General features: G+C 28.1%; 20 protein-coding genes. 14 read left to right on the top strand and 6 right to left on the bottom strand.

From position 1 onward, the window contains the following. Positions 1–8: 8 nt before the first annotated feature. The 3 genes from ACFOWD_RS09475 to nadC are packed head-to-tail and all read right to left on the bottom strand — an operon-like array spanning position 9 to position 1,909. Positions 9–479, bottom strand: coding sequence for a hypothetical protein (locus ACFOWD_RS09475; RefSeq protein ID WP_377410062.1), 471 nt, complete (start codon positions 477–479; stop codon positions 9–11). Further along, positions 476–1,048 (bottom strand): pentapeptide repeat-containing protein, encoded by a 573-nt coding sequence (locus tag ACFOWD_RS09470; RefSeq protein WP_377410060.1) that lies wholly within the window; start codon positions 1,046–1,048, stop codon positions 476–478. The genes ACFOWD_RS09475 and ACFOWD_RS09470 overlap by 4 nt, the downstream gene beginning before the upstream one ends. Before the next feature lie 3 nt (positions 1,049–1,051). Beyond that, positions 1,052–1,909, bottom strand: a complete 858-nt coding sequence (gene nadC / locus ACFOWD_RS09465; protein WP_377410058.1) for a carboxylating nicotinate-nucleotide diphosphorylase — start codon at positions 1,907–1,909, stop codon at positions 1,052–1,054. A gap of 63 nt (positions 1,910–1,972) precedes the next feature. Between nadC and rlmH the strand changes: the two genes are divergently transcribed. After that, complete coding sequence (gene rlmH, locus ACFOWD_RS09460) at positions 1,973–2,446, top strand: 23S rRNA (pseudouridine(1915)-N(3))-methyltransferase RlmH (RefSeq protein WP_377410056.1); 474 nt, start codon at positions 1,973–1,975, stop codon at positions 2,444–2,446. A gap of 3 nt (positions 2,447–2,449) precedes the next feature. Here the strand turns inward: rlmH and ACFOWD_RS09455 are convergent, their stop codons facing one another. Continuing rightward, complete coding sequence (locus ACFOWD_RS09455; RefSeq protein WP_377410054.1) at positions 2,450–3,244, bottom strand: helix-turn-helix domain-containing protein; 795 nt, start codon at positions 3,242–3,244, stop codon at positions 2,450–2,452. Between the two features lie 225 nt (positions 3,245–3,469). Here ACFOWD_RS09455 and ACFOWD_RS09450 point away from each other — a divergent pair, with 225 nt between their 5' ends. The 5 genes from ACFOWD_RS09450 to ACFOWD_RS09430 all read left to right on the top strand — a co-directional run bounded on the left by ACFOWD_RS09450 (position 3,470) and on the right by ACFOWD_RS09430 (position 7,466). Continuing rightward, on the top strand, positions 3,470–4,048 hold the full coding sequence (locus ACFOWD_RS09450; protein WP_377410052.1) for a non-canonical purine NTP diphosphatase: 579 nt from the start codon (positions 3,470–3,472) through the stop codon (positions 4,046–4,048). 21 nt (positions 4,049–4,069) lie between these two features. Continuing rightward, positions 4,070–5,098 carry a FecCD family ABC transporter permease gene (locus ACFOWD_RS09445; protein ID WP_377410050.1) on the top strand — a complete coding sequence of 343 codons (1,029 nt, stop codon included), beginning with the start codon at positions 4,070–4,072 and terminating at the stop codon, positions 5,096–5,098. A gap of 5 nt (positions 5,099–5,103) precedes the next feature. Continuing rightward, entirely contained in the window at positions 5,104–5,901 is a 798-nt protein-coding gene (locus ACFOWD_RS09440; RefSeq protein WP_377410049.1) for an ABC transporter ATP-binding protein, read from the top strand. 68 nt (positions 5,902–5,969) lie between these two features. After that, the gene (locus ACFOWD_RS09435; RefSeq protein ID WP_377410047.1) at positions 5,970–7,013 is read left to right on the top strand and encodes a M28 family metallopeptidase; all 1,044 of its coding nucleotides are present in this window, start codon (positions 5,970–5,972) and stop codon (positions 7,011–7,013) included. Between the two features lie 159 nt (positions 7,014–7,172). Then, the gene (locus ACFOWD_RS09430) at positions 7,173–7,466 is read left to right on the top strand and encodes a hypothetical protein (protein ID WP_298993516.1); all 294 of its coding nucleotides are present in this window, start codon (positions 7,173–7,175) and stop codon (positions 7,464–7,466) included. 33 nt (positions 7,467–7,499) lie between these two features. On the opposite strand, the gene ACFOWD_RS09425 is transcribed toward ACFOWD_RS09430, so the two are convergent. After that, positions 7,500–10,031 (bottom strand): DUF559 domain-containing protein, encoded by a 2,532-nt coding sequence (locus ACFOWD_RS09425; protein WP_377410045.1) that lies wholly within the window; start codon positions 10,029–10,031, stop codon positions 7,500–7,502. A 78-nt stretch (positions 10,032–10,109) separates the two neighbouring features. Between ACFOWD_RS09425 and ACFOWD_RS09420 the strand changes: the two genes are divergently transcribed. From ACFOWD_RS09420 to ACFOWD_RS09410, 3 genes are read left to right on the top strand one after another with little or no spacing between them, the layout of a single operon-like run. Further along, positions 10,110–11,321: an RsmB/NOP family class I SAM-dependent RNA methyltransferase gene (locus ACFOWD_RS09420; RefSeq protein WP_377410043.1), complete on the top strand. Its 1,212-nt coding sequence runs from the start codon at positions 10,110–10,112 to the stop codon at positions 11,319–11,321. Between the two features lie 47 nt (positions 11,322–11,368). Continuing rightward, complete coding sequence (locus ACFOWD_RS09415; RefSeq protein WP_377410041.1) at positions 11,369–13,561, top strand: endonuclease; 2,193 nt, start codon at positions 11,369–11,371, stop codon at positions 13,559–13,561. Then, positions 13,561–14,661 carry an HNH endonuclease signature motif containing protein gene (locus ACFOWD_RS09410; protein ID WP_377410039.1) on the top strand — a complete coding sequence of 367 codons (1,101 nt, stop codon included), beginning with the start codon at positions 13,561–13,563 and terminating at the stop codon, positions 14,659–14,661. Before ACFOWD_RS09415 ends, ACFOWD_RS09410 begins: the two co-directional genes overlap by 1 nt. A gap of 54 nt (positions 14,662–14,715) precedes the next feature. Here ACFOWD_RS09410 and ACFOWD_RS09405 read toward each other — a convergent pair whose 3' ends face one another. Further along, positions 14,716–16,113, bottom strand: a complete 1,398-nt coding sequence (locus ACFOWD_RS09405) for a cytochrome c peroxidase (RefSeq protein ID WP_377410037.1) — start codon at positions 16,111–16,113, stop codon at positions 14,716–14,718. 232 nt (positions 16,114–16,345) lie between these two features. Between ACFOWD_RS09405 and purL the strand changes: the two genes are divergently transcribed. The 5 genes from purL to ACFOWD_RS09380 all read left to right on the top strand — a co-directional run bounded on the left by purL (position 16,346) and on the right by ACFOWD_RS09380 (position 23,753). Continuing rightward, positions 16,346–20,017, top strand: a complete 3,672-nt coding sequence (gene purL / locus ACFOWD_RS09400) for a phosphoribosylformylglycinamidine synthase (protein ID WP_377410035.1) — start codon at positions 16,346–16,348, stop codon at positions 20,015–20,017. Positions 20,018–20,119: 102 nt separating this feature from the next. Then, a complete protein-coding gene (locus ACFOWD_RS09395; RefSeq protein WP_377410033.1) occupies positions 20,120–20,926 on the top strand; it encodes a helix-turn-helix domain-containing protein in 807 nt (268 codons plus the stop codon). A gap of 191 nt (positions 20,927–21,117) precedes the next feature. Next, the gene (locus ACFOWD_RS09390) at positions 21,118–21,900 is read left to right on the top strand and encodes a pentapeptide repeat-containing protein (protein WP_298993532.1); all 783 of its coding nucleotides are present in this window, start codon (positions 21,118–21,120) and stop codon (positions 21,898–21,900) included. A gap of 90 nt (positions 21,901–21,990) precedes the next feature. Then, on the top strand, positions 21,991–22,404 hold the full coding sequence (locus tag ACFOWD_RS09385; RefSeq protein ID WP_377410031.1) for an AMP-binding protein: 414 nt from the start codon (positions 21,991–21,993) through the stop codon (positions 22,402–22,404). Next, a complete protein-coding gene (locus tag ACFOWD_RS09380) occupies positions 22,362–23,753 on the top strand; it encodes an AMP-dependent synthetase/ligase (RefSeq protein WP_377410985.1) in 1,392 nt (463 codons plus the stop codon). The genes ACFOWD_RS09385 and ACFOWD_RS09380 overlap by 43 nt, the downstream gene beginning before the upstream one ends. Positions 23,754–23,793: the final 40 nt, after the last annotated feature.

The raw sequence follows: 23,793 nt of genomic DNA, 5'->3' as shown, positions 1-23,793 counted from the left end.
ACAGTTACTTATTTTGAAATTCTATTTAATTCTAAAATTATTTCTTTAAAAATAGCTTCGTTTTTAATGGCTGATAAAGAATCTTTTAATATTAAAAAATCAGCTCCTAAAGCTGTACTTGATAAAAGTCCATAATTTTTATTGAAAACCAAAGTTCTATTATGACTTTTTACAACTTTTTGTTGATACATTTTATAACTAAAGTCACTTGTATTGTATTCTTTATGAATAGTATAAAAAGTATCTTTATCAGAAATTAGAATATCATTTTTTATATTAAAAACCACATGTAGATCTTTAATGGTATCTTTTTTATTAGAATACTTGTAATAAATATTTCCTTTTTCTTTTTTTATGTTTACAATAAATTTATCTGTTTGAGTTCTTTGAAAAGAATGAATATAAACAATTGATGAACTTTCATTTTTACATGAAAAAAAGAATAGAGATAAAAGAAGATATATTTTTAAAAATTTCATTCTATAATAATTTCATATTTACTTAATAAACCAACCACATTATTCTTATTAAAAGTTGCTCCTTTTAATTTATTCTCTTCAGGATTTATAGAAAAATTATAAGCTGATGAAAAATTAACATTTTCTAAATTAGTTCTATCAAAAACAGTTTTACTTAAATCACAATTATCAAATTTCGAGTTTAATAATACAGTTTCTGTAAAATCTGCTTCTTGCAAATTACAATTTTCAAAAATAGTGTTAGGTATATTTAATTGATAAAATAAAGCATAATTTAATTGACAGTCTTTAAAAAAGAATTGTAATAAAAAAGTATCTACTTCATGAAAATTAACCCCAATTAATTTACAGTTTTTAAAGTTGACATTTTTAAAAGCTGTGTTTTTAATAGTGGTATTACTAAAATTACAATTGATAAAATCACATTCTATAAATTGAATATTTGACGCATGTATATTTTCAAAGTTACAGTTGGTAAAAGTGCAATTATCATATTCCCCTTTTTTAATTTTAGTTTTTGTAAAGTCTAGTTTAACAAATGCTTCACTATCAAAATAATTGTCAATCATTTACTAAATAGCTTTAAGGCTTAAATCCATATTATAAACTGAATGAGTTAAAGCACCAGATGAAATAAAATCTACACCACATTCTGCATATTCTCTAATGGTTTTTTCATTAATACCTCCAGAAGATTCTGTAAAGCAAGTATCACCAATTAAAGCCACAGCTTTTTTGGTGTCTTCGTAATTAAAATTATCGATTAAAATTCTGTAAACTCCTTTATTTGAAAGTATTTCTTTAATTTCTTCTAGACTTCTAGCTTCAACAATAATTTTAATATCAAGATTTTTTTCTGCCAAATATTTTTGAGTTTTAGTAATTGCAGCTGTGATACCTCCTGCAAAATCGATATGATTATCTTTAATCATAACCATATCATATAAAGCAAATCTATGATTTTCTCCACCTCCAATTTTTACTGCCCATTTTTCTAAAGCTCTTATACCTGGTGTTGTTTTTCTAGTATCTAAAACTTTAGTTTTTGTGCCTTCTAATAAATCTGCAAAAAATTTAGTTTTGGTTGCAATAGCAGACATTCTTTGCATAGCATTTAAAACCAAACGTTCTGCCATTAAAATAGATTGCGACTTTCCTGAAACATGAAAAACAACGTCTCCGTATTTTACTTTTTCACCATCATTTATAAAAGTTTCTATTTTTAAATCTTTATCTACATATCCAAAAACTTGTTTAGCAAACTCAACACCTGCAATAACTCCATCATCTTTTACCAATAATTTTGCTTTACCAACTGCATTTTTAGGAATACAAGATAAAGAAGTATGGTCTCCATCACCAATATCTTCTCTTATTGCATTTTTAATGATGATATCTAATTCTTTTTGAAATTGTTCTTCTGAAATCATACTTTAGATTTTATTCTGACGTAAAAATAGGAATTCATACTACATAATTTGTAATTTTGAGCTATGAAAATTAAACTTCTTGCTATTGGAAAAACTGACAATAAGCAGTTAATTCAATTAATTGATGAATATCAAAATCGACTAAAACACTATGTTAAGTTTGAGTTAGAGATTATTAATGATATTAAAAATGTGAAAAATCTTAGTGAAGATCAGCAGAAAGAAAAAGAAGGAGAATTAATTTTAAATAGATTACAAAATACAGATCAATTAGTATTATTAGATGATAAAGGCAAACATTTTACATCCATTGAGTTCTCTAAATACTTACAAAAAAAGATGAATTCAGGTATAAAACAATTAGTTTTAGTTATTGGTGGACCTTATGGTTTTTCTGACACTGTTTATCAAAAAGCACAAGGTAAAATCTCTTTATCTAAAATGACATTTTCACACCAAATGATTCGTTTGTTTATCGTAGAACAAATCTATAGAGGTTTTACAATTTTACGAAACGAACCTTATCATCATGAATAAGTTTTACGATTTTTCTTTTAAAGACGATAAAACCTTATAAATTAAAATAATTTCAAAAATTTCTACAACAGCCTGTGTAAATAAACCTATGGGTGCAAGAATAATTAATAACCAACAAACTCCTGTTACAATTTCAAAAATTCCTGTCCATTTTGCAATATTTCCAAATTCTTTAAGTCTTAAAAAAGCAATTCCTAAAATAACACTGAGAGCTCCAAACGTAATTAGTTTAGAGAAACTAATAACACCAGTAAAATCGTCAGAAAAATATAAAGCGCTAATATCTAATATTGTAAAAACTAAGCTAAATACTATAATTAAAAAAGTACTAATTTGTAAAAGATAATTTTTGTGTAAACCAGAAATTATGATAAAACCTCTAAAGAAAAATACCAAAGAGATAAAAGAAATAGATTTTGTAAAAACATATATTACATTAAATAGCCAATCATCTTTAAATGCTAAAAAATCAACAAAGATTTCTAAAAAACCAGCAATAAAGTAAATAATACCAAAAACAAAAGCAGTTTTTAATTGTTTAGAAACTTTTTCTGATTTTACTCCTAAAATATTATCAAACTTACTAGGCTCGTATTTTTTGTCAAAAACTTCTTCAAAGTCTACACCAAGTACTTCTAAAATTGCTTTAATTGTATAGCTTCTTGGAGACACATCTCCAGCTTCAATTCTTTGTATGGTTCTAACATTAATATTGCATTGCTCTACTAATTCTTCTTGAGTTAATCCTTTTAATTTTCTTAACTCTAAAATTTTCTTTCCTAACTCTGGCTGTTTCATAAGATAACGATTTTTAAATTCCATACAATGTTAGTTTAGTAAATTAAATTGACAAATTTTTACAGCCCTTTTTAACCCGACATTTTCACGACAAACCAATGATAACAATGGTTTCAGGATTTTTATACTTTAGCAATTTACAGTATATTTTTTAGAATTGATTAAAATAGAACGCAAAAACTTCATAAAGAAATTGATTACATTTGTTAAAAATTTTTCTTTTAAATGAAACTCGTTTTTGCCACAAACAATTTAAATAAATTAAAAGAAGTACAACAAATGCTTTCCTCATCATTTGAAATTTTGAGTTTAAAAGACATCAATTGTTTTGAAGAAGTTGAAGAAACTGAAACTACTTTAGAAGGCAATGCAAAATTAAAAGCAAATTATATTACTACTAATTTCGGTTATAGTTGTTTTGCAGATGATACTGGATTAGAAGTTGATGCTTTAGATGGTAAACCAGGAGTATATTCTGCACGTTTTGCAGGCGAGCCTAGAGATGCTGAAAGAAATATGCAAAAATTACTAACCGAGCTTAAAGACAAATCAAATAGAAAAGCGCAATTTAGAACAGCCATCTGTTTAAATATTAATGATGAACAATTTCTTTTTGAAGGTATTTGTAAGGGAGAAATTATAACAGAAAAAAAAGGTGAAAAAGGTTTTGGTTATGATCCTATTTTTAAACCAGAAGGTTTTTCTACTTCGTTTGCAGAAATGAGTGCAGAAGAAAAAAACAAAATTTCTCATAGAGGTTTAGCCATTCAAAAATTAGTAACTTTTTTAAAAAGTAACTACTAGTAGATTATTTTAAAATAAATAATGACGCAAAAAAACTACACAAAACATTTTTTACTTTTATCAGTATTACTGTTTGTATTATTTTTTGTGAATATTAGTTTAGGCTCTGTAAATATCCCATTAAAAAATATTTTTAGTGTTTTTTTTGGAAATGTAGATGTTAAAGAAAGTTGGCAAACTATTATTTTAAACTTTAGATTACCAAAAGCATTAACTGCGATAATGGTTGGGTCTGGATTATCTATTTGTGGTTTATTAATGCAAACCTTATTTAGAAATCCGCTTGCAGGCCCTTTTGTTTTAGGTATTTCTTCTGGTGCAAGTTTAGGAGTTGCTATACTTATTTTAGGTTCATCTATTTTTGGAGGGTATTTTATATCTAATACAATTTCTAATTGGTCTTTACCTATTGCAGCAAGTTTAGGAGCATTTTTAGTGTTATCTGCAGTTATAATTGCAGCAAATAAAGTTAGAAACACAATGTCTATATTAATTATTGGTTTAATGTTTGGCAGTTTAACCTCTGCTATTATAAGTGTACTGTCTTATTTTGCAGAAGCATCTAAAATTCAACAATATATTTTCTGGAATTTTGGGAGTTTAGGAAATTTAAGCTGGCAAGAATTAAGTGTTTTCGGTTTATTTTATATTATCGGAATTATAGCTTGCATTGCTATTATTAAACCATTAAATAGTTTTCTTTTAGGTGAAAATTATGCTAAAAGTTTAGGTGTAAATATTAAAAAAAGTAGAAATGTAATTTTATTAATTACTAGTGTTTTAACAGGAGTAATTACAGCTTTTTCTGGACCCATTGCTTTTATTGGCTTAGCTGTACCTCATGTTGCAAGAATGATATTTAATACCTCTAATCATAAAATTTTAATTCCTGCTACAGCAATTATTGGAGGTGTTATATTATTAATTTGTGATAGTATTGCACAACTTCCTTTTAGCGAATTTACGTTACCTTTAAATGCAGTTACTTCTTTATTTGGAGCTCCAATTGTAATTTGGTTATTGATTAGAAAAAAGAAAATTTTTATTTAAATATTTTGAGTAATAAAGCAGATAATATCATTTTAAAAACCGAAAAATTAAGTATTGGTTATCAACAAAAAAAACAAAATATTGTTGTTGCATCTGCTATTAATTTATCTTTAGAAAAAGGAAAACTTATAACTGTTTTAGGTAAAAATGGAATTGGAAAATCAACATTTTTACGAACAATTGCTAATGTACAAAAACCACTTTCTGGAGCTGTTTTTATTAAAAAACAACAAATACAAAATTATGAAAATATTGAGTTTGCTAAATTAGTTAGTATGGTATTAACAGAAAGACTACCAGAAAGTCAACTCACTGTTTTTGAATTAATTGCTACAGGCAGACAACCTTATACAAATTGGATAGATTCACTTACTAAAGAAGATATTGAAAAAATAAATTGGGCTATAGATCAAACAGGGATTCAACATTTAAAACATAAAAGATTTTACGAATTAAGTGATGGGCAGTTACAACATGTACTTATAGCTAGAGCTTTGGCTCAAGATACTCCTATTATTATATTAGATGAACCTACTGCTCATTTAGACTTACATAATACCATAAAAATTATTCAGCTTTTAAAAGATTTAGTTCATAAAACTGGTAAAACTATAATAATGTCTTCTCATCAAGTTAATCTTTCTATTCAATTAGCAGATGAAATTATACTTTTTAAAGACAAAAATATTGTAAAAGGAAAACCTTCGAAACTTATAGAAGAAGGAGCTTTTGATGATTTATTCTCCTCTAAAATTATTTATTTTAATAAAGAAGTACAACAGTTTATTGTTAACACAAAGTAATTTTGATTAGACTCTTTCTTTTTGTTACTTTTGATACTTTAACAATAAAATTAATACAAATTTAATACATGAAAAAAATAGTATTATTCGCAAGTGTTTTAAGCTTTATAGCTTGTGGTTCTAGCAAAAATGCAATAGACGAAAATATAGACCAAGCAGTAAAATATGCTTCAACAATAACTGCAAAAGACCTTGGAGCACATTTATTTACTTATGCTTCAGATGATTTCGAAGGAAGAAATACAGGTGAACCTGGTCAAAAGAAAGCAGTTGAATACTTAAAAGACTTTTATATAGCTCAAGGTATAAAATCGCCTATGGGTAATAATGATTATTTCCAAGAAGTACCAGAAGAATGGTTAGCTAATAATTCGCGTCGTGGAAAATTAAAAGCATCAGAAAATGTGCTAGCTTTTATAGAAGGTTCAGAAAAACCAGAAGAAATTATTGTTATTTCAGCTCACTTAGATCATGTAGGTGTTAATAATGGTGAAATTTATAATGGTGCAGATGATGATGGATCTGGAACAGTAGCACTTTTAGAAATTGCTGAAGCTTTTAAAATGGCAGCAGATGCAGGTAAAGGTCCAAAAAGGTCAATTTTATTTTTACATGTAACTGGAGAAGAAAAAGGTTTATTAGGTTCTAAATATTACACACAAAACCCAACTTTTCCACTAGCTAATACAGTTTGTAATTTAAATATTGACATGATTGGAAGAATTGATGCTAGACACAAAGAAGATCCAAATTATGTGTATTTAATTGGTTCAGATAAGTTAAGTACAGAGCTACATACTTTATCAGAAAATATCAATAAAAAATATATGAATATTAATTTAGATTATAAATATAATGATGAAAATGATCCAAACCGTTTTTACTACAGATCTGATCATTACAACTTCGCAAAAAATAATGTGCCAATCATTTTTTATTTTAATGGGACTCATGTAGACTATCATCAACCAACTGATACTCCAGATAAAATTAATTATGAATTACTAGAAAACAGAGCAAAATTAGTTTTTCATACAGCTTGGGAAATTGCAAATAAAGAAACTAGAATTATTGCTGATAAAGCTGAAGTTAAAAAAGAAACTACAAGATAATTAAGTATTTAATACAAAAAAAACCTCACAAAAGTGAGGTTTTTTTATTTTTTAGATATTCTAAATATTATCATATTCATAATTAATTTAACTAATTATAACAATAATATATTTAAATTAATTATTTTTGCATTAATGATAATTTTTAAAATAAAACCAATGAAAAATTTAGTTTTAGTATTTTTTATTTTTTTAACAACATCTTTAATAGCTCAATCAAAAGAACAGCCAAAAAGTAAGGAAGTAAAAAATCAAAAAGTTTGGAAATTAAATAAATCGAATACTTTACTTGTTATTGGAAATCCTGAAAAATTAAAATTAAGAAGTAAAGATTTTAAAAACTACAAACCTTGGCAAAGAAAAAATTATAGTGAAAAAGTTTCTTTAACTAGAAAAAAAGAAAAACAAGAATATGGTGGAAAGGCAAAAAACAAAAAAGCCTGGAATAATTAATAAAAAAAACCTCACTTAATGTGGGGTTTTTTATTAGCTTATATTTCCCCAAATTTTAGAAGATTTACTCATTTTAGAAAAAGTATTTCTTATAGGTAAATTTTCTTTTTTAGACAAATTAGGATCTTCTTGTAATAATGAAATTGCTGTATTTCTTGCAGAAACTAAAACTTTTGAATCTTTTACAACATCAGCTATTTTAAGATTTAATACGCCACTTTGTTGTGTACCCATAATATTTCCTGGACCACGTAATTTTAAATCTACTTCAGCAATTTTAAAACCATCTGCAGTATCTACCATAGTTTTTAATCTTGTTTTTGCATCATCAGATAATTTAAAACTCGTTAATAAAATACAATAACTTTGATCTGATCCTCTACCTACTCTACCTCGCAATTGATGCAATTGACTTAATCCAAAACGTTCAGCACTTTCAATAATCATAACACTTGCATTAGGTACATTTACACCAACTTCAATTACAGTGGTTGCTACCATAATTTGAGTTTCACCTTTTACAAAGCGCTGCATTTCAAAATCTTTATCTGCAGGTTTCATTTTACCATGCACAATACTTATTTGATATTTTGGTGATGGAAATTCACGAGAAATACTTTCATAACCATCCATCAAGTCTTTATAATCCATAGCTTCAGATTCTTGAATTAATGGATACACAATATATACTTGTCTGCCTTTTGCAATCTCATCTTTCAGAAACTTAAATACAGACAATCTATTACTATCAAAACGATGTACAGTTTTCACTTCTTTTCTTCCTGGTGGTAATTCGTCTATTACAGAAATATCTAAATCACCATAAACAGACATTGCCAATGTTCTCGGAATTGGAGTGGCTGTCATTACTAAGATGTGTGGTGGAGAAGCCCCTCCAACCTCCCCTAAGGGAAGGCTTTTTAACTCTTGAAAAATTTTGTTTACTACTTTTTCTATATTTCCAATTACTTCTTCGTTAGTAAATCGAGTTACTTTAAAACCTAATTCATTTAATATTTTAGTTCTTAATTCATCAGCTTCTTTTTGATCATTTGAAAAATGATATTTCCCATCAACTTCTATGATGAGTTTTTTGGATAAACAAACAAAATCTACAATAAATTCATCGATTACATGTTGTCTTCTAAATTTATGTTCTAATTTTTTAGCTCTTAATTGCTCCCATAAAATTTGTTCAGCTTCAGTAGATTGTTGTTTTTTGCTTTTTTGTAATTCTTTCATCAATTTATAAACTGAAGGACGAGCAGTCATATATTTTTTACGAATAATTTGAGCTTCCTCCCTTTGGGAGGACTGAGGTGGGCCTCCTTTTTGCCAAAGCTTTGCTCTTTGCTTTACACCAAATCTATGCTGTTCATCAATAATTGCAATGCCTAAATTTTTAAATTGTACTTTATCTTCTAACAATGCATGTGTGCCTACTAAAATATGTAAACTTCCATCCTCTAAATTAGTATGAATTTCTCTACGTTTTTTTGTTTTTACAGAACCTGTTAAAATATCAACAGAAATATTCATCCCTTTTAACAATTCTGAAACAGCTACATAATGCTGATTTGCCAATATTTCTGTGGGTGCCATAATTGCGGCTTGATATCCATTGTCTATTGCTAAAAGCATAGACAATAAAGCAACTATAGTTTTTCCTGAACCAACATCTCCTTGTAAAAGTCTATTCATTTGAGCACCAGAACCAACGTCTTTTCGAATTTCTTTTAAAACCCTTTTTTGAGCATTTGTAAGCTCAAAAGGTAATTGATTTTTATAAAAATGATTAAAATGCTCTCCAACATTATCAAAAACAAATCCTTTAATTTTTGTTTTATTGATTAGTTTTTTTCTTACTAATTGTAATTGAATAAAAAAGAGTTCTTCAAACTTTAAACGAAATTGAGCTTTTGCTAAAGCTTCTTGACTTTTTGGAAAATGCACATTTAATAATGCCTCTCTTTTACGTATTAGTTTAAAATCATCTATAATTTCTTGAGATAAACTCTCTTCAATAGAATCATAAACTTGTTGTAATAAATTCTGAATGTAACCTCTCATCAACTTATTAGAAACTCCAGAATTTGATAACTTTTCTGTTGATGGATAAACAGGCTGCATTTTACTTTGTAATTTTTTCTTGTATTCAGAAACTAGTTCCATTTCTGGATGAGGAATACTAAAAGAACCATTGTAATGATTTAATTTACCATAAACTACATAAGGTGTATTAATTTTTAGAGCATCTTTTATCCATTTTTGCCCTTTAAACCAAACCAATTCCATACTTCCAGAAGCATCTTGAAAAGTAGCTACTAAACGACTTCCTTTTTTCTGTGCAACAGACTTAATATGAGTTATTTTGCCTACTATTTGCACCTCAGAAGAATTAGGTTGTAATTCTTTTATTTGATAAAATTGAGTTTTATCTATATATCTAAAAGGAAAAAAATTTAATAAATCATTACAATTTTTTATATCCAATTCTGTGTACAATAAAGTAGCCCTTTGTACACTTATACCTTTAATATATGTTATTGGGTAATCTAAATTCAAATTGTAAAATATATGAATAACGAAAATACAAAAACCCTTTAATTTAATGTACCTTTGCAGACTATTATCAATTAAAAAATGAGATTACATAGAAATTTAACTTTTGCAGTTATAGATAGTATTAGAGATATCTTTAATGAAGGTGTTTATGCAGATAAAGCAGTAGAAAAAGCTTTAAAAAGAGATAAACGTTGGGGAGCAAGAGACCGAAAATTTGTGGCTGAAACAATTTATGAAATTGTACGTTGGAACAGATTATATGCTGAAATAGCAGAAGTAAAAACACCTTATAAAAGAGATGATATTTGGAGAATATTTTCAGTTTGGTGTATTTTAAGAGGTATTGCTTTACCAGATTGGAATCAAATTGGTGATGTACCTGTTCGTAGAATTAAAGGTCGTTTTGATGAATTATCTAAAATTAGAAAATATAGAGAGTCTGTTCCTGATTGGATGGATGAGCTTGGTGTTTCTGAATTAGGTGAAGCACTTTGGAGTAAAGAAATAGCTGCACAAAATCAACAAGCAGATGTAATTTTAAGAACAAATACATTAAACATTTCTAGAGAAATGTTACAAAAAAAATTACGCACAGAAAATGTAATTACTGAGTTTATTCCTAATCACCCAGATGCTTTAAGATTAACAGAAAGAGCTAACGTTTTTAAAACAGAAGCTTTTCATAATGGTTTTTTTGAAGTGCAAGATGCTTCTTCTCAATTAGTGGCAGCATTTTTAGAAGTAGAACCAGGTATGAAAGTAGTAGATACTTGTGCTGGTGCAGGTGGTAAAACCTTACATTTAGCTTCTTTAATGGAAAATAAGGGGCAAATAATTGCTATGGATATTTATGAAAGTAAATTAAAAAAATTAAAAGTTAGAGCTAGAAGAAATAAAGCGCATAATATTGATATGCGAGTAATAGATTCTACAAAACCTATTAAAAAATTGTACAATAAAGCAGATAGAGTTTTAATTGATGCTCCATGTTCTGGTTTAGGTGTTATTCGTAGAAATCCAGATTCTAAATGGAAATTACAACCAGAATTTATAGAGAACATTAAAAAAGTACAGCAAGAAGTTTTACAAAGTTATTCTAAAATGGTAAAATCTGGAGGTAAAATGGTTTATGCTACATGTTCTATTCTTCCTTCTGAAAATAGAAAACAAGTTGATAAATTCTTAACATCAGAATCAGGAAAAGAGTTTACTTTTGTAAAAGAGAAAAATGTTTTTGCTCATATTTCTGGTTTTGACGGTTTTTATATGGCATTACTGGAAAAAAAATAACTCTCTTTAATTGCTGAAAAAGAAATTGTTTAAAACATAAACAATTTATGATTAAAAAAATTACACTTTTTATTTTACTGATATCATCAGTAACAATCTTTAGTCAACAGACTTATTATAACGATGTCAATTTAAACCTTACTGGAACAACCTTAAAGGAAGAATTAGCAACTAAAATTATAAGTACTCACACAAGATTTTTATTTTACGATCAAATTTGGGATGCTTCTAAAGCAACAGATGTAAATCCTAATAACAATCAAGAGGTAGTTTTAATTTATGGTTGGGAAAATGGTACAGATGCAGATGTAACTAATGATAGAACTAGAGGTATTAATAACAATAGTGGTAATGTTGGTGATTGGAATAGAGAGCATGTTTACTCCCAATCTTTAGGTACTCCTCCTCTATCAGACGAAGGCCCAGGTTCAGATGCTCATCATTTAAGACCTGCAGATACACAAAGAAACTCATCTAGAAATAATAGAAAATTTACTGCTGGCTCAGGTTTCTCTGGTGCTCAGAGTAATGGAGGTTGGTATCCAGGAGACGAATGGAAAGGTGATGTTGCTAGAATGATGATGTACATGTATGTTAGATATGATGATAGATGTTTAATTTCTAACATAGGTATTGGAGATAATTCTAATACACCTGATGATATGATAGACTTGTTTTTACAATGGAATGCTGAAGACCCTGTTTCTGAAATCGAAAAACAACGAAATGATTATCACGAAAATTTATCAAACCAAAATGCACAAGGAAATAGAAATCCCTTTATAGATAACCCAAGATTAGCTACCAGAATTTGGGGAGGCCCAGAAGCTGAAGATATTTGGGGAATTTACACTAATTCAGATACTGAAGCACCAACTGTACCAACAAATTTACAAGCATCTAACATAACTACTTTCTCTATAGATTTATCTTGGACTGCATCAACAGATAATGTGGGTGTTACTAGTTATGATATTTATGTAAATGGTAATTTAGAAGTTGCAACCTCTACTACTTTTATAACTATTTCAAATTTATTACCAGATTCTAATTACTCATTTGCTGTTTTAGCCAAAGATATTGCAAATAATGCTTCTCAACTAAGTACACCTTTAGACACAAAAACTTTAAAAGACGAAGAACCACCAACTATACCTCAAAACTTGGTAATTAGTAATGAAACTGAATCTACTTTTATTATTTCTTGGGATGCTTCTACAGACAACACTAAAGTTGGTATTTATGAAATTTATGTAGATGATGTTTTATATGGATCTAGTAATAACGAAATGTTTACAGCAAACGGTTTAGCACCCTCTACAACTTATAAAGTACAAGTATTAGCTGTTGACGAAGTTGGTAACAAATCTGCGCTTTCAAGTCCTGTTAATGGAACAACCACTAATGGTTCTGCTACAGCAACAGAATTATTTTTCTCAGAATATTTAGAAGGTTCATCAAATAATAAAGCTGTAGAAATTGTAAACTTAACAAACTCAGATATCGATTTAAGCTCATATAGTTTAAAAAGGCAAAGTAATGGAGGTTTAAATGGTGCAGACTGGGAATGGGAAATGTCTTTGGCAGGAAAAACCATAAAATCTCAACATACATTTGTGATAGTAAACGAAGCAGCTGGTGAGCATACTGATTCTAAATCCCAGAAAGCAAGAGATGCAGGAGATTTTTTAATTTCTATTGCAGATACAATTAGAGTTCATGATGGAGACACAAACTTTGGAGCTCCCATTAATTTTAATGGAAATGACCCAGTTGGACTATTCAAAAACGGAATACTTATTGACATTATAGGTACTTATAATGGTGGTTCTGCAAACTTTGGTAAAGACAGAACATTAAGAAGAAAAAGTGGAGTTTCTTCACCAAATGTAAATTTTGATTTAGATAACGAATGGGAAATTGTTAGAGTTAATGGTGTCATAGACAAAGACAATGCTGATGATTTTGGAAAACACAGTGCTATTGTGCTCTCTACAAATAATTTTAATATTAGTGGTGTAAGTTTTTATCCAAATCCTGCAGACGATTATTTAAAAATTAAAAACACCACTAATCAAAAGGTTTATAATGTTCAAGTATTTACTATTTTAGGTAAGTGTTTAATTCATCAAAAAGAAAATATTAAAGAAATAAACACTAAACAATTATCTAAAGGCATTTACATTCTTAAATTTGAAATTAATAATAAATTATATTCTACAAAATTCATCAAAAAATAATGGTTAAAAAATTAGCTTTTCTTCTTAGTTTTTTTATTTTTTCTATTGGTTTTTCACAAATTCCTTCTGGTTATTATTCTAGTGCTACTGGTTCAGGATATACTCTTAAAACTCAACTAAAAAACATTATATCAAATGGTCATATAGATCAAGGATATGGTGCTCTTTATACAGCCTATCAAACATCTGATACAGATATTTTTTATGAAAATGATAATACTGTTTTAGATATGTACTCAGAAAACCCAAATGGATTAGATCCTTATAATTATACACATGGCTCTAGACAATGTGGAAATTACAATTCTGAAAATGATTGTTATAATAGAGAACATATTTTTCCTCAAGGATTTTTTAATAGCCAGACTCCTATGAGAACTGATATTCATCATGTTGTTCCTACAGATGGTTCTGTAAATGGCAGAAGAAGTAATTACCCTTTTGGTGAAGTCTCAAATCCAAGTCATACTTCTCAAAATGGTTCTAAAGTTGGTTCAAACACTTTTGATTCATTTACAGGAATAGTTTTTGAACCAATAGATGAATTTAAAGGTGATATAGCAAGAATGCTTTTTTATTTTGCAACACGTTATGAAAATGAAGTTACAGATGCTACTTGGGATTCACCTAACTCATCAACGAGTAATCCTTTAAATGGTACTAACAATCAAGTTTACGATGATTGGTATATTAAACTTTTATACAAATGGCATACTCAAGATCCAGTAAGTCAAAGAGAAATTGTTAGAAATAATGAAGCTTATAAATTTCAAGGAAATAGAAATCCTTTTATAGATCATCCAGAATACGTAAATCAAGTTTGGGGTACTGTTTTATCTACAGATAATATTGTTAGTTTAAAAAATATAAAAGTCTATCCAAATCCTTCATCAACAAATAGTATTACAATTACCATTCCTAATGAATTAAGTATTTCAAAAATTACATTATACTCTGTAATTGGTTCTAAAATTTATGAAGAAAAAAACATTAATTTTATAAAAAATAGAATACGAATTAAAGATTTAAAAAGTGGTGTCTATTTGCTAAAAATAGAAAATACAACTAGTAGTATTACCAAGAAAATTATAATTAGATAAAATTTAATCATAAAAAAGACGGCCAATTAGCAGTCTTTTTTATGCTATGCAAAATTACTCTTTTATAAATTTTTTACGATACGTTTTTTTCGTCTCCAAATCAATAATATTTATTAAATACACCCCTTTTTGTAGGTCATTTAGATATAAAGATTTTAAAGTAGTTAATTTCTCATTTACAATTTGTTTACCCAAGTAATTGTAAATATAAACTTCGTAATTACCATCTTCAATATTAACAAATAAATTATCTCTAACTGGGTTTGGGTAAATAGAAATATGCTTACCAAAACTAATCTCTTGGGTAGATAAAGAGCTACCTGTTAAAGTAATATTACCATTACTATCAAAAGGATTAGACCATTTTTCATTAGTATAAACATCTACCCCTGTTAAGGTTTTTAAAAATGCTTCTAAAGCTAATTTTTCATCATTAGTTAAATTTAATTGTTGTGGATTTCCTCCTGGTCTTAGTCTATTATCTAATTGTACATTTAAAGATGAATTTGGTATGGCATTGTAATGATTTATGACATCTAATAGAGTTGTTAAACTTCCATCATGCATCATAGGCCCATTCAAATTTCCATTAGGATTTACTAAATCTCTTAAAGTAGGTGCTCTAAAATTAGTTAAATCTGTATCAGTTATACTTCCTGCAACACCTATAATTCCATTATTTCTAGAGTTTGGATCAATATCAAATTCATCTCCTCTATGACATCCTGTACAACCAGCACCATTTAAATTTGGTGGATTTATAAACAAACGTTTTCCTAAATTTTCTTGAGCTGTAAAATTCGGAAAATCAACATTAGGATTATTAACTTGTGCTCTTCCCATATCATATTTAGAATCAAAAGATTGAATACTTCTTATGAACTGAGATAAAGCTAATTGTATTTTTTCTTCAGTAATGGTAGTTTCTCCAAACGCAAAGTCGAACAATTGTTGATAATAGTCAATTGCTGATATTTTTGTAATTAAATCATAAATATCTCCATCTCCATTTGTTCCACTAAAACCCATTTCTACATGATCTTGAATTGGTTGAGTAGTTTGATTTTCTAAAGATGTGGCTCTTTCATCCCAAAAGAATTTCTCTTCATCAGAAAATCTAGAATTAATTAATCGCATAGAATGTCTACCTGTTAAACCTCCTGAAAGACCAATACTCTGAGTGGCATCATCTCCAAAAGCTTTTTCTTGTTTATGACAACTTGCACATGCAATGGTATTATTTGCAGATAATTTTTTATCATAAAATAAAACTCTTCCTAAAGTTGCTATTTTATTATCTATGGCATTATTAGAAGGTGTATTGTCTTTATTAATGTAGTTAGGGATACTTTGATTTGCGTAATCAAACAAGTTATCTAAATCTATTGTACCACTAATAAGAACAAATACTAGCCCTAAAATGGCTACAAAGTTTGGTAGTTTACTTTTCATAATATTGGTTGATTATTATTGAATTCTGTTTTTAGACCTTAAAGATTTGTAATAGTTTGATTTAAATATTAATTTTTAAAACAACATTAACTCATTAAAGTATTATAAATCTATAATTAGAATTAATCAATGTTAAAAAGATAGTGTATAACTATCTTTTTTCATTGGTATAAACCCAACTATTTTTAAAGAAAAGAACTAAATTTGCATTTTAAATTTAATCAATTCTAAAATGATTCATTTCTTCGGAAACCAAAACAGCAAAGTATTTGCAGTTCAAGCAACAAAAGAATTTTCAAAAGATACTATTTCAAAATTAACTTGGTTATTTGGTAATCAGCCAAAAATAAATGCAGCGTCTTTAGACGCTTTTTTTATTGGACCAAGAGCAGCAATGATAACTCCTTGGAGTACAAATGCGGTTGAAATAACTCAAAATATGGGAATTTCTGACATTATTAGAATTGAGGAATTTATTGCTGTATCAGAAAATTTTACAGATTTTGATCCAATGATTTCTGAAAAATTCAATGGATTAAATCAAGATTCATTTACTATTGATATTACACCAGAATCTATTTTAGAAATTGATGATATTGCTGCATACAATATTAATGAAGGGCTTTCTTTAAGTGATGAAGAAGTTACATATCTTGAAGGTGTAACCAAAAAAATAGGACGAAAATTAACAGACTCAGAAGTATTTGGATTTAGTCAAGTGAACTCAGAACACTGTCGTCATAAAATTTTTAATGGAACTTTTATTATTGATGGAGAAGAGCAACCTACTTCTTTATTTAAAATGATAAAAGAAACCTCTAAACAAAATCCTAATGATATTGTTTCTGCCTATAAAGACAATGTAGCTTTTATAAAAGGTCCAAAAGTGGAACAATTTGCTCCAAAAACAGCTGACAAGCCAGACTTTTATGAAACTAAAGATTTCGAATCAGTAATTTCATTAAAAGCAGAAACACATAACTTCCCAACAACTGTAGAACCATTTAATGGAGCTGCAACAGGTTCTGGAGGAGAGATTAGAGATAGACTTGCAGGTGGTAAAGGATCTTTACCATTAGCTGGAACTGCAGTGTATATGACTTCTTATTCAAGATTAGAAGAAAATAGACCTTGGGAGCAAAAATTCGAAGCAAGAAAATGGTTGTATCAAACTCCAATGGATATTTTAATCAAAGCTTCAAATGGTGCATCAGATTTTGGAAATAAATTTGGGCAACCTTTAATTAGTGGTTCTGTGTTAACTTTTGAGCACGAAGAAAATCCAGCTTCAAGCAATGCAAAAGCAAGAAAACTTGGTTTTGACAAAGTTATTATGCAAGCTGGAGGAATTGGTTATGGAAAAGCAGAACAAGCCATAAAAGACACACCTAAAGAAGGTGATAAAATTGTAATTCTTGGTGGTGAAAACTACAGAATTGGAATGGGTGGTGCTGCTGTATCGTCTGCAGATACTGGAGAATTTTCTTCAGGAATAGAATTAAATGCTGTACAACGTTCTAACCCAGAAATGCAAAAACGTGCTGCAAATGCAGTTCGTGGAATGGTAGAAAGTGATGAGAATTTTATTGTTTCTATTCACGATCATGGTGCAGGTGGCCATTTAAATTGTTTGTCAGAATTAGTTGAAGATACAGGTGGTAAGATAGATTTAGACAAATTACCTGTTGGTGATCCTACTCTATCAGCTAAAGAGATTATTGGTAACGAATCTCAAGAAAGAATGGGATTAGTTATCGCTGAAAAGCATACAGAAACTTTACAAAAAATTGCAGAACGTGAGCGTTCTCCAATGTATACTGTTGGTGATGTTACTGGTGATGATCGTTTTACTTTTGAATCTAAAACCAATGGTGCAAAACCAATGGATTTAGCTATGGAAGATATGTTTGGTTCTTCACCAAAAACCATTATGACAGATAAAACTGTTGAAAGAAAATACAAAAACCCACGTTATAAAAGTAAAAATTTACAAATCTACTTAGAACAAGTTTTACAATTAGAAGCTGTAGCTTGTAAAGATTGGCTTACAAATAAAGTTGATAGATGTGTAGGTGGTAAAGTGGCTAAACAACAATGTGTTGGTTCTTTACAATTACCATTAAATAATGTAGGTGTAATGGCTTTAGATTATAATGGAAAAGAAGGTATTGCTACTTCAATTGGGCACTCTCCTATTTCAGGATTAATTCATCCAGAAGCTGGTAGTAGAAACTCGATTACTGAAGCCTTAACGAATATTATTTGGGCTCCTTTAAAAGACAATTTAGCTTCTGTATCACTTTCTGCCAACTGGATGTGGCCTTGTAAAAATGAAGGTGAAGATGCTCGTTTATACAAAGCAGTAAAAGCTGTTTCAGAATTTGCTGTTGATTTAGGCATTAACGTTCCTACAGGAAAAGATTCTTTATCTATGAAGCAAAAATATCCTGATGGTGATGTAATTTCTCCTGGTACAGTTATTATTTCTGCTGCTGCTAATTGTAATGATATCAATAAAGTTGTAGAACCTGTTTTACAAATTGATGGAGGTAACATCTACTATATTAATATTTCTCAAGACGAATTTAAATTAGGAGGTAGTTCTTTTAATCAAATACTAAATACAATTGGTAATGAAGCTCCAGATGTAAAAAATTCATCCTATGTAAAAACTGTTTTTAATACCATTCAGCAATTAATTAAAGATGACAAAATTACTGCAGGTCATGATGTTGCTTCTGGAGGATTAATTACTACTTTATTAGAAATGTGTTTTGCTGATGTTAATTTAGGAGCAGATTTTGATATCTCTTCTTTAAATGAAAGTGATTCTATAAAAGTACTTTTTGCTGAAAATTCAGGTATTGTTTTTCAAGCAGATAGTTCTGTAGAAAATACACTTACAGAAAATAATATTACGTTCCATAAAATCGGAACTGCCAATAATTCTGGAAAAGTAACTATTAAAAATAATAAAGAAGATTTTAATTTTAATGTTACTGAAGTTAGGGATGTATGGTATAAAACTTCTTATTTATTAGACAATAAACAAACTGCTAATAATTTAGCTAAAGAAAGATTTGATAATTATAAAAATCAGCCTTTAACTTATAAATTCCCAGCACATTTTACTGGTAAATTACCTTCAAAAAATACTGTAAGACCTAAGGCAGCAATTATTAGAGAAAAAGGTTCTAACTCAGAGCGTGAAATGGCAAACGCAATGTATTTGGCTGGTTTTGATGTGAAAGATGTACATATGACAGATTTAATATCTGGTCGTGAAACTTTAGAAGATATACAATTTATAGGTGCTGTTGGTGGATTTTCTAACTCAGATGTTTTAGGTTCTGCAAAAGGATGGGCAGGCGCATTTAAATACAATGAAAAGGCTAATGCTGCTTTAAAAAAGTTTTTTGAAAGAGAAGATACTTTATCTGTAGGTATTTGTAATGGTTGTCAACTTTTTATGGAATTAGAGTTGATAAATCCAGAACATAAAGTTCATGGAAAAATGCATCATAACAATTCTAATAAACACGAAAGTTCTTTTACATCTGTAAAAATTCAGGAAAATAATTCTGTTATGTTATCTACTTTAGCAGGCACAGAATTGGGGGTTTGGATTTCTCATGGAGAAGGTAAATTTAATTTACCAGAGGCAGAAGACAACTATCATATTGTTGCTAAATATGGCTATGAAGGTTATCCAAATAATCCTAATGGCTCTGATTATAATACTGCTATGATGTGTGATAAAACAGGTCGTCATTTAGTAACAATGCCACATATAGAACGTTCTACTTTTCAATGGAACTGGGCTAACTATCCAAAAGGTAGGAAAGACGAAGTAACACCATGGTTAGAGGCTTTTGTAAATGCTAGAAAATGGATTGAGAATTAAGCTCATCTAAAGAAAAGTGTTATTCATCTAAGCTTTTTGGTCTTTTACTTTTAGATTAATCGATTAAAACGAAATTTATTTAATTTCGACAAAATTGATTGAATGAATCTTACATATTTTGATGTAAAAGAAACTTCTCATTTAGTAGAAGAATTTTATCACATTTCTTACACTAAAGAAAAAACACCTTTAAAAACAACTATGATACCTTATGGGGTTTCTGGTTTAACATATATTTTTGGAAAAGGGCAAAAAACATTAAATAATAATGTTGAAACCAAATTAGAAAATTTAGTTATTAATGGTCAGTTCACTAAATCTTATGATTTTATTGTAGACGAACCAGGCTTCTCTATAGGTGTAAACTTTAAACCAACAACTCTACACAAAATAACAAATGCAGATTTGTCGACATTTACTAATAAAAATAGCTCTTTTAAAATTTTAAATGAACAATTATCAACCAATCTTGAAAAGATATTTTTAACCTATAAAGAAGATAAAAATCTACTCTTTTCTAAATTAGAAGAATTATTCTTAACGTTAAAATTGACAAACAATAAAAAAATAGAAATTGTAGACGAAACACTAGAAATGATAAAAGAAGAAGAAGGATTATTAAGTGTAAACGATCTACTAAAAAAAGTTCCTTTTAGCCAAAAAACATTAGAAAATAATTTTAAAAAAATGGTTGGATTAACACCTTCTAAATATATCCGAATTCAAAGATTCTTAAATCTTATGAAAAAATACGAAAACAATACAATAGACTTTAAAGATTTAATTTATATGTATAATTATTACGATGAGTCTCACTTTTCTAGAGACTTTAAGTCTTTCACTTCTAAATTACCTAAAGATTATTTTACAGAAGACTTTTCTATAATGAAAGAAGCTTTCAAAAAATAAAAAATACGAAAATTTACAAAAATATAATTTCAAATAATTTTAAATTTACGAGTAAGTTATCAAATAGTTTTGGGGGAAACTATAATTGATATATGAAGAGTTGGTTTTTAAAACCAACTCTTTTTTTTGCAAAAGTGTCACATTAGAAGTTTCTTTTTGTCTTTAAATAAAAGAATTAAAAATAATATAACATGAAACTAAAAATTACTTTAATAATTTGCTTTTTAACTACCACAGTTTTTTTAGCTCAAAAAACAGTAAATGCTTCAGATATTTTAAATGATATTAAAGCAGGAAAATCTATTACTTATAAAAATGCAAAAATTGTGGGTATATTAGATTTTACTTATATGGATGAAGCAATGCAAAAACTACCAAAGAAGAGAAAAAATAGTTGGTGGGGTAACAACAATACTAATGAAATTAAAAAACTAATAGAGGTAGGTGTGTCTTTTGAAAACTGTACATTTGAAGATGACGTTTTAGCCTACATCCCAGATGAAGATTCAGGATATACTTTTACTGCAAGTTTTGAAGATATTGTAATTTTTAAGAACTGTAATTTCGAAAGAAAAGCTATGTTTAAGTACTCTCGTTTTGAAAGAGATTCAGACTTTTCTGGATCTACTTTTAATGATGATAGTACATTTAAATATGCAAAATTTGATAGAGATATTAGTTTTGCTAACACTAAATTTGTAGAAGTAGCAACATTTAAATATTCTAAATTTAGAAATAATGTAAGTTTTGCAAATTCAGTTTTTGAAGATTCAGCAATATTTAAATACACTCAATTTAATGATGGAGTTTCTTTTAGAAACACAGATTTTCAAGAAGATTTAAATATTAAATATATGAACGTTTCTGGTGAATTTGATATCACAAAAATGAAAGTAGGTTATGATGTTGACTCAAAGTACACTAAAATAAATGGTAAGAGTTTTAATAAATATTTACTTTCAAGTAAAAATTAAATAAAGAATTATTTAAATAAAAAAGGGTGACTTTAAGTCATCCTTTTTTTTATGATCAAAATTTGTAAATTGTAGACAAATAAATTACTTATGTCTAATACTATCTCAAGAATATTTGATTTTGCTAATTATCAATTAGAAAATTACGCTCAAGAAAAATGTCTTAATTATAAAGAAGGTAACGTTTGGAAATCTATCTCTACTCAACAATTTATTAAAGATTCTAATAGAGTTAGTAGCTCATTAATAGAATTAGGGTTAAACCCAAATGATAAAATTGCTGTTATTTCTACAAACAATAATCCAAACTGGCATATTTTAGATATAGGTGTATTGCAAATAGGTGCTCAAAATGTTCCTCTATATGCTACATTATCTGCAAAAGATTATGCATATATTTTACATCATTCAGATGCTAAATATTGTTTTGTTTCTGATATAGATTTGTTTCAAAAAGTAAAATCTGTTCAAAGTCAAACGAAACTATTAGGTGTATTTTTTTAGAAGAAAACGATACAGATTTTAAATGGAGCTCATTCTTAAAAATTGGAGACAATAAAGACAATAGTAAAGAAATTGATAAAAGAAAAAATGAAGTAAAGCCAGAAGATTTAGCAACAATAATATATACATCTGGAACAACTGGTACTCCAAAAGGTGTTATGCTTTCTCATAAAAATATAGTATTTACAGTTTTTAAAACAGCAAAAAGATTAAACTTAGAGGGTAATAAAAACAGAATAATTAGCTATTTACCAATATCTCACATTTTTGAAAGAACAGCTTCTTATTATAATTTATATAAAGGATTCGAAATATATTTTGCAGAAAGTATAGAAAAAATTGGAGATAATATTAGAGAAGTAAAACCAAATTATTTAGCTGTTGTTCCTAGGCTATTAGAAAAGATATTTGACAAAATTGTAGATAAAGCAAATCAATTATCTGGTGTAAAAAAAGGATTATTTTTCTGGGCTTTAGAATTAGGAGAGAAATATGAAGCTTATCACAAAAATGGTAAACTTTATGATATAAAACTTAATATAGCACGTAAACTCATTTTTTCTAAATGGCAAGAAGCTTTAGGTGGTCATTTAAAATTTATGGTTTCTGGTAGTGCTCCTCTTCAACCAAAATTAATTAGAGTTTTTACAGCAGCAGGTATAGATATATTTGAAGGTTATGGAATGACAGAGTCTTCTCCTGGTGGAACACTTAATGATATCAGAAATAATGGTTTAAAAATTGGTTCTGTAGGTAAACCTTTAGAGGGTATAGAAGTAAAAATTGCAGAAGATGGTGAAATCTTAATGAAAGGTGATAATGTAATGATGGGATATTATAAAAATGAAGAGCTTACCAAAAAAACAATAATTAATAACTATTTACATACAGGTGATATTGGTGAGTTAGATAAAGATGGTTTTTTATTTATTACAGATAGAAAAAAAGAAATTTTTAAAACATCTGGAGGAAAATACATTGCACCAGCAGCATTAGAAAGCGATTTAAAACAATCACGTTTTATTGAACAAGTAATGGTTATTGGTGAAGGACAAAAAATGCCTGCAGCTTTAATTCAACCAAACTTTGAATTTTTAAAAGACTGGGCTAAAATTAAAGGATATGTAGTAAAAGATTTTAGTACAGATGAAAGAGTCATCAAAAGAATTGAAAAAGAAGTGAGTTTTTATAACCAAAATTTCGGAAAATGGGAACAAATCAAAAAGTTTGAAATTACTCCTGAAGAATGGACTATAGAAGATGGCTTACTAACGCCAACAATGAAAATGAAAAGAAAAGCAATAAAAGAAAAATACAATAATTTATACGATAAAATATACAATTCGTAATATAAAAGTACTTTAAATGAGTATTTGTGAAATCAAGGGT

Origin of the sequence: Polaribacter marinivivus (assembly GCF_042651285.1) — a bacterium.
Taxonomy (GTDB): Bacteria; Bacteroidota; Bacteroidia; order Flavobacteriales; family Flavobacteriaceae; genus Polaribacter; species Polaribacter marinivivus.
The sequence above is the reverse complement of the archived record's forward strand: the minus strand, read 5'-3'. Positions and strand labels throughout refer to the sequence as shown.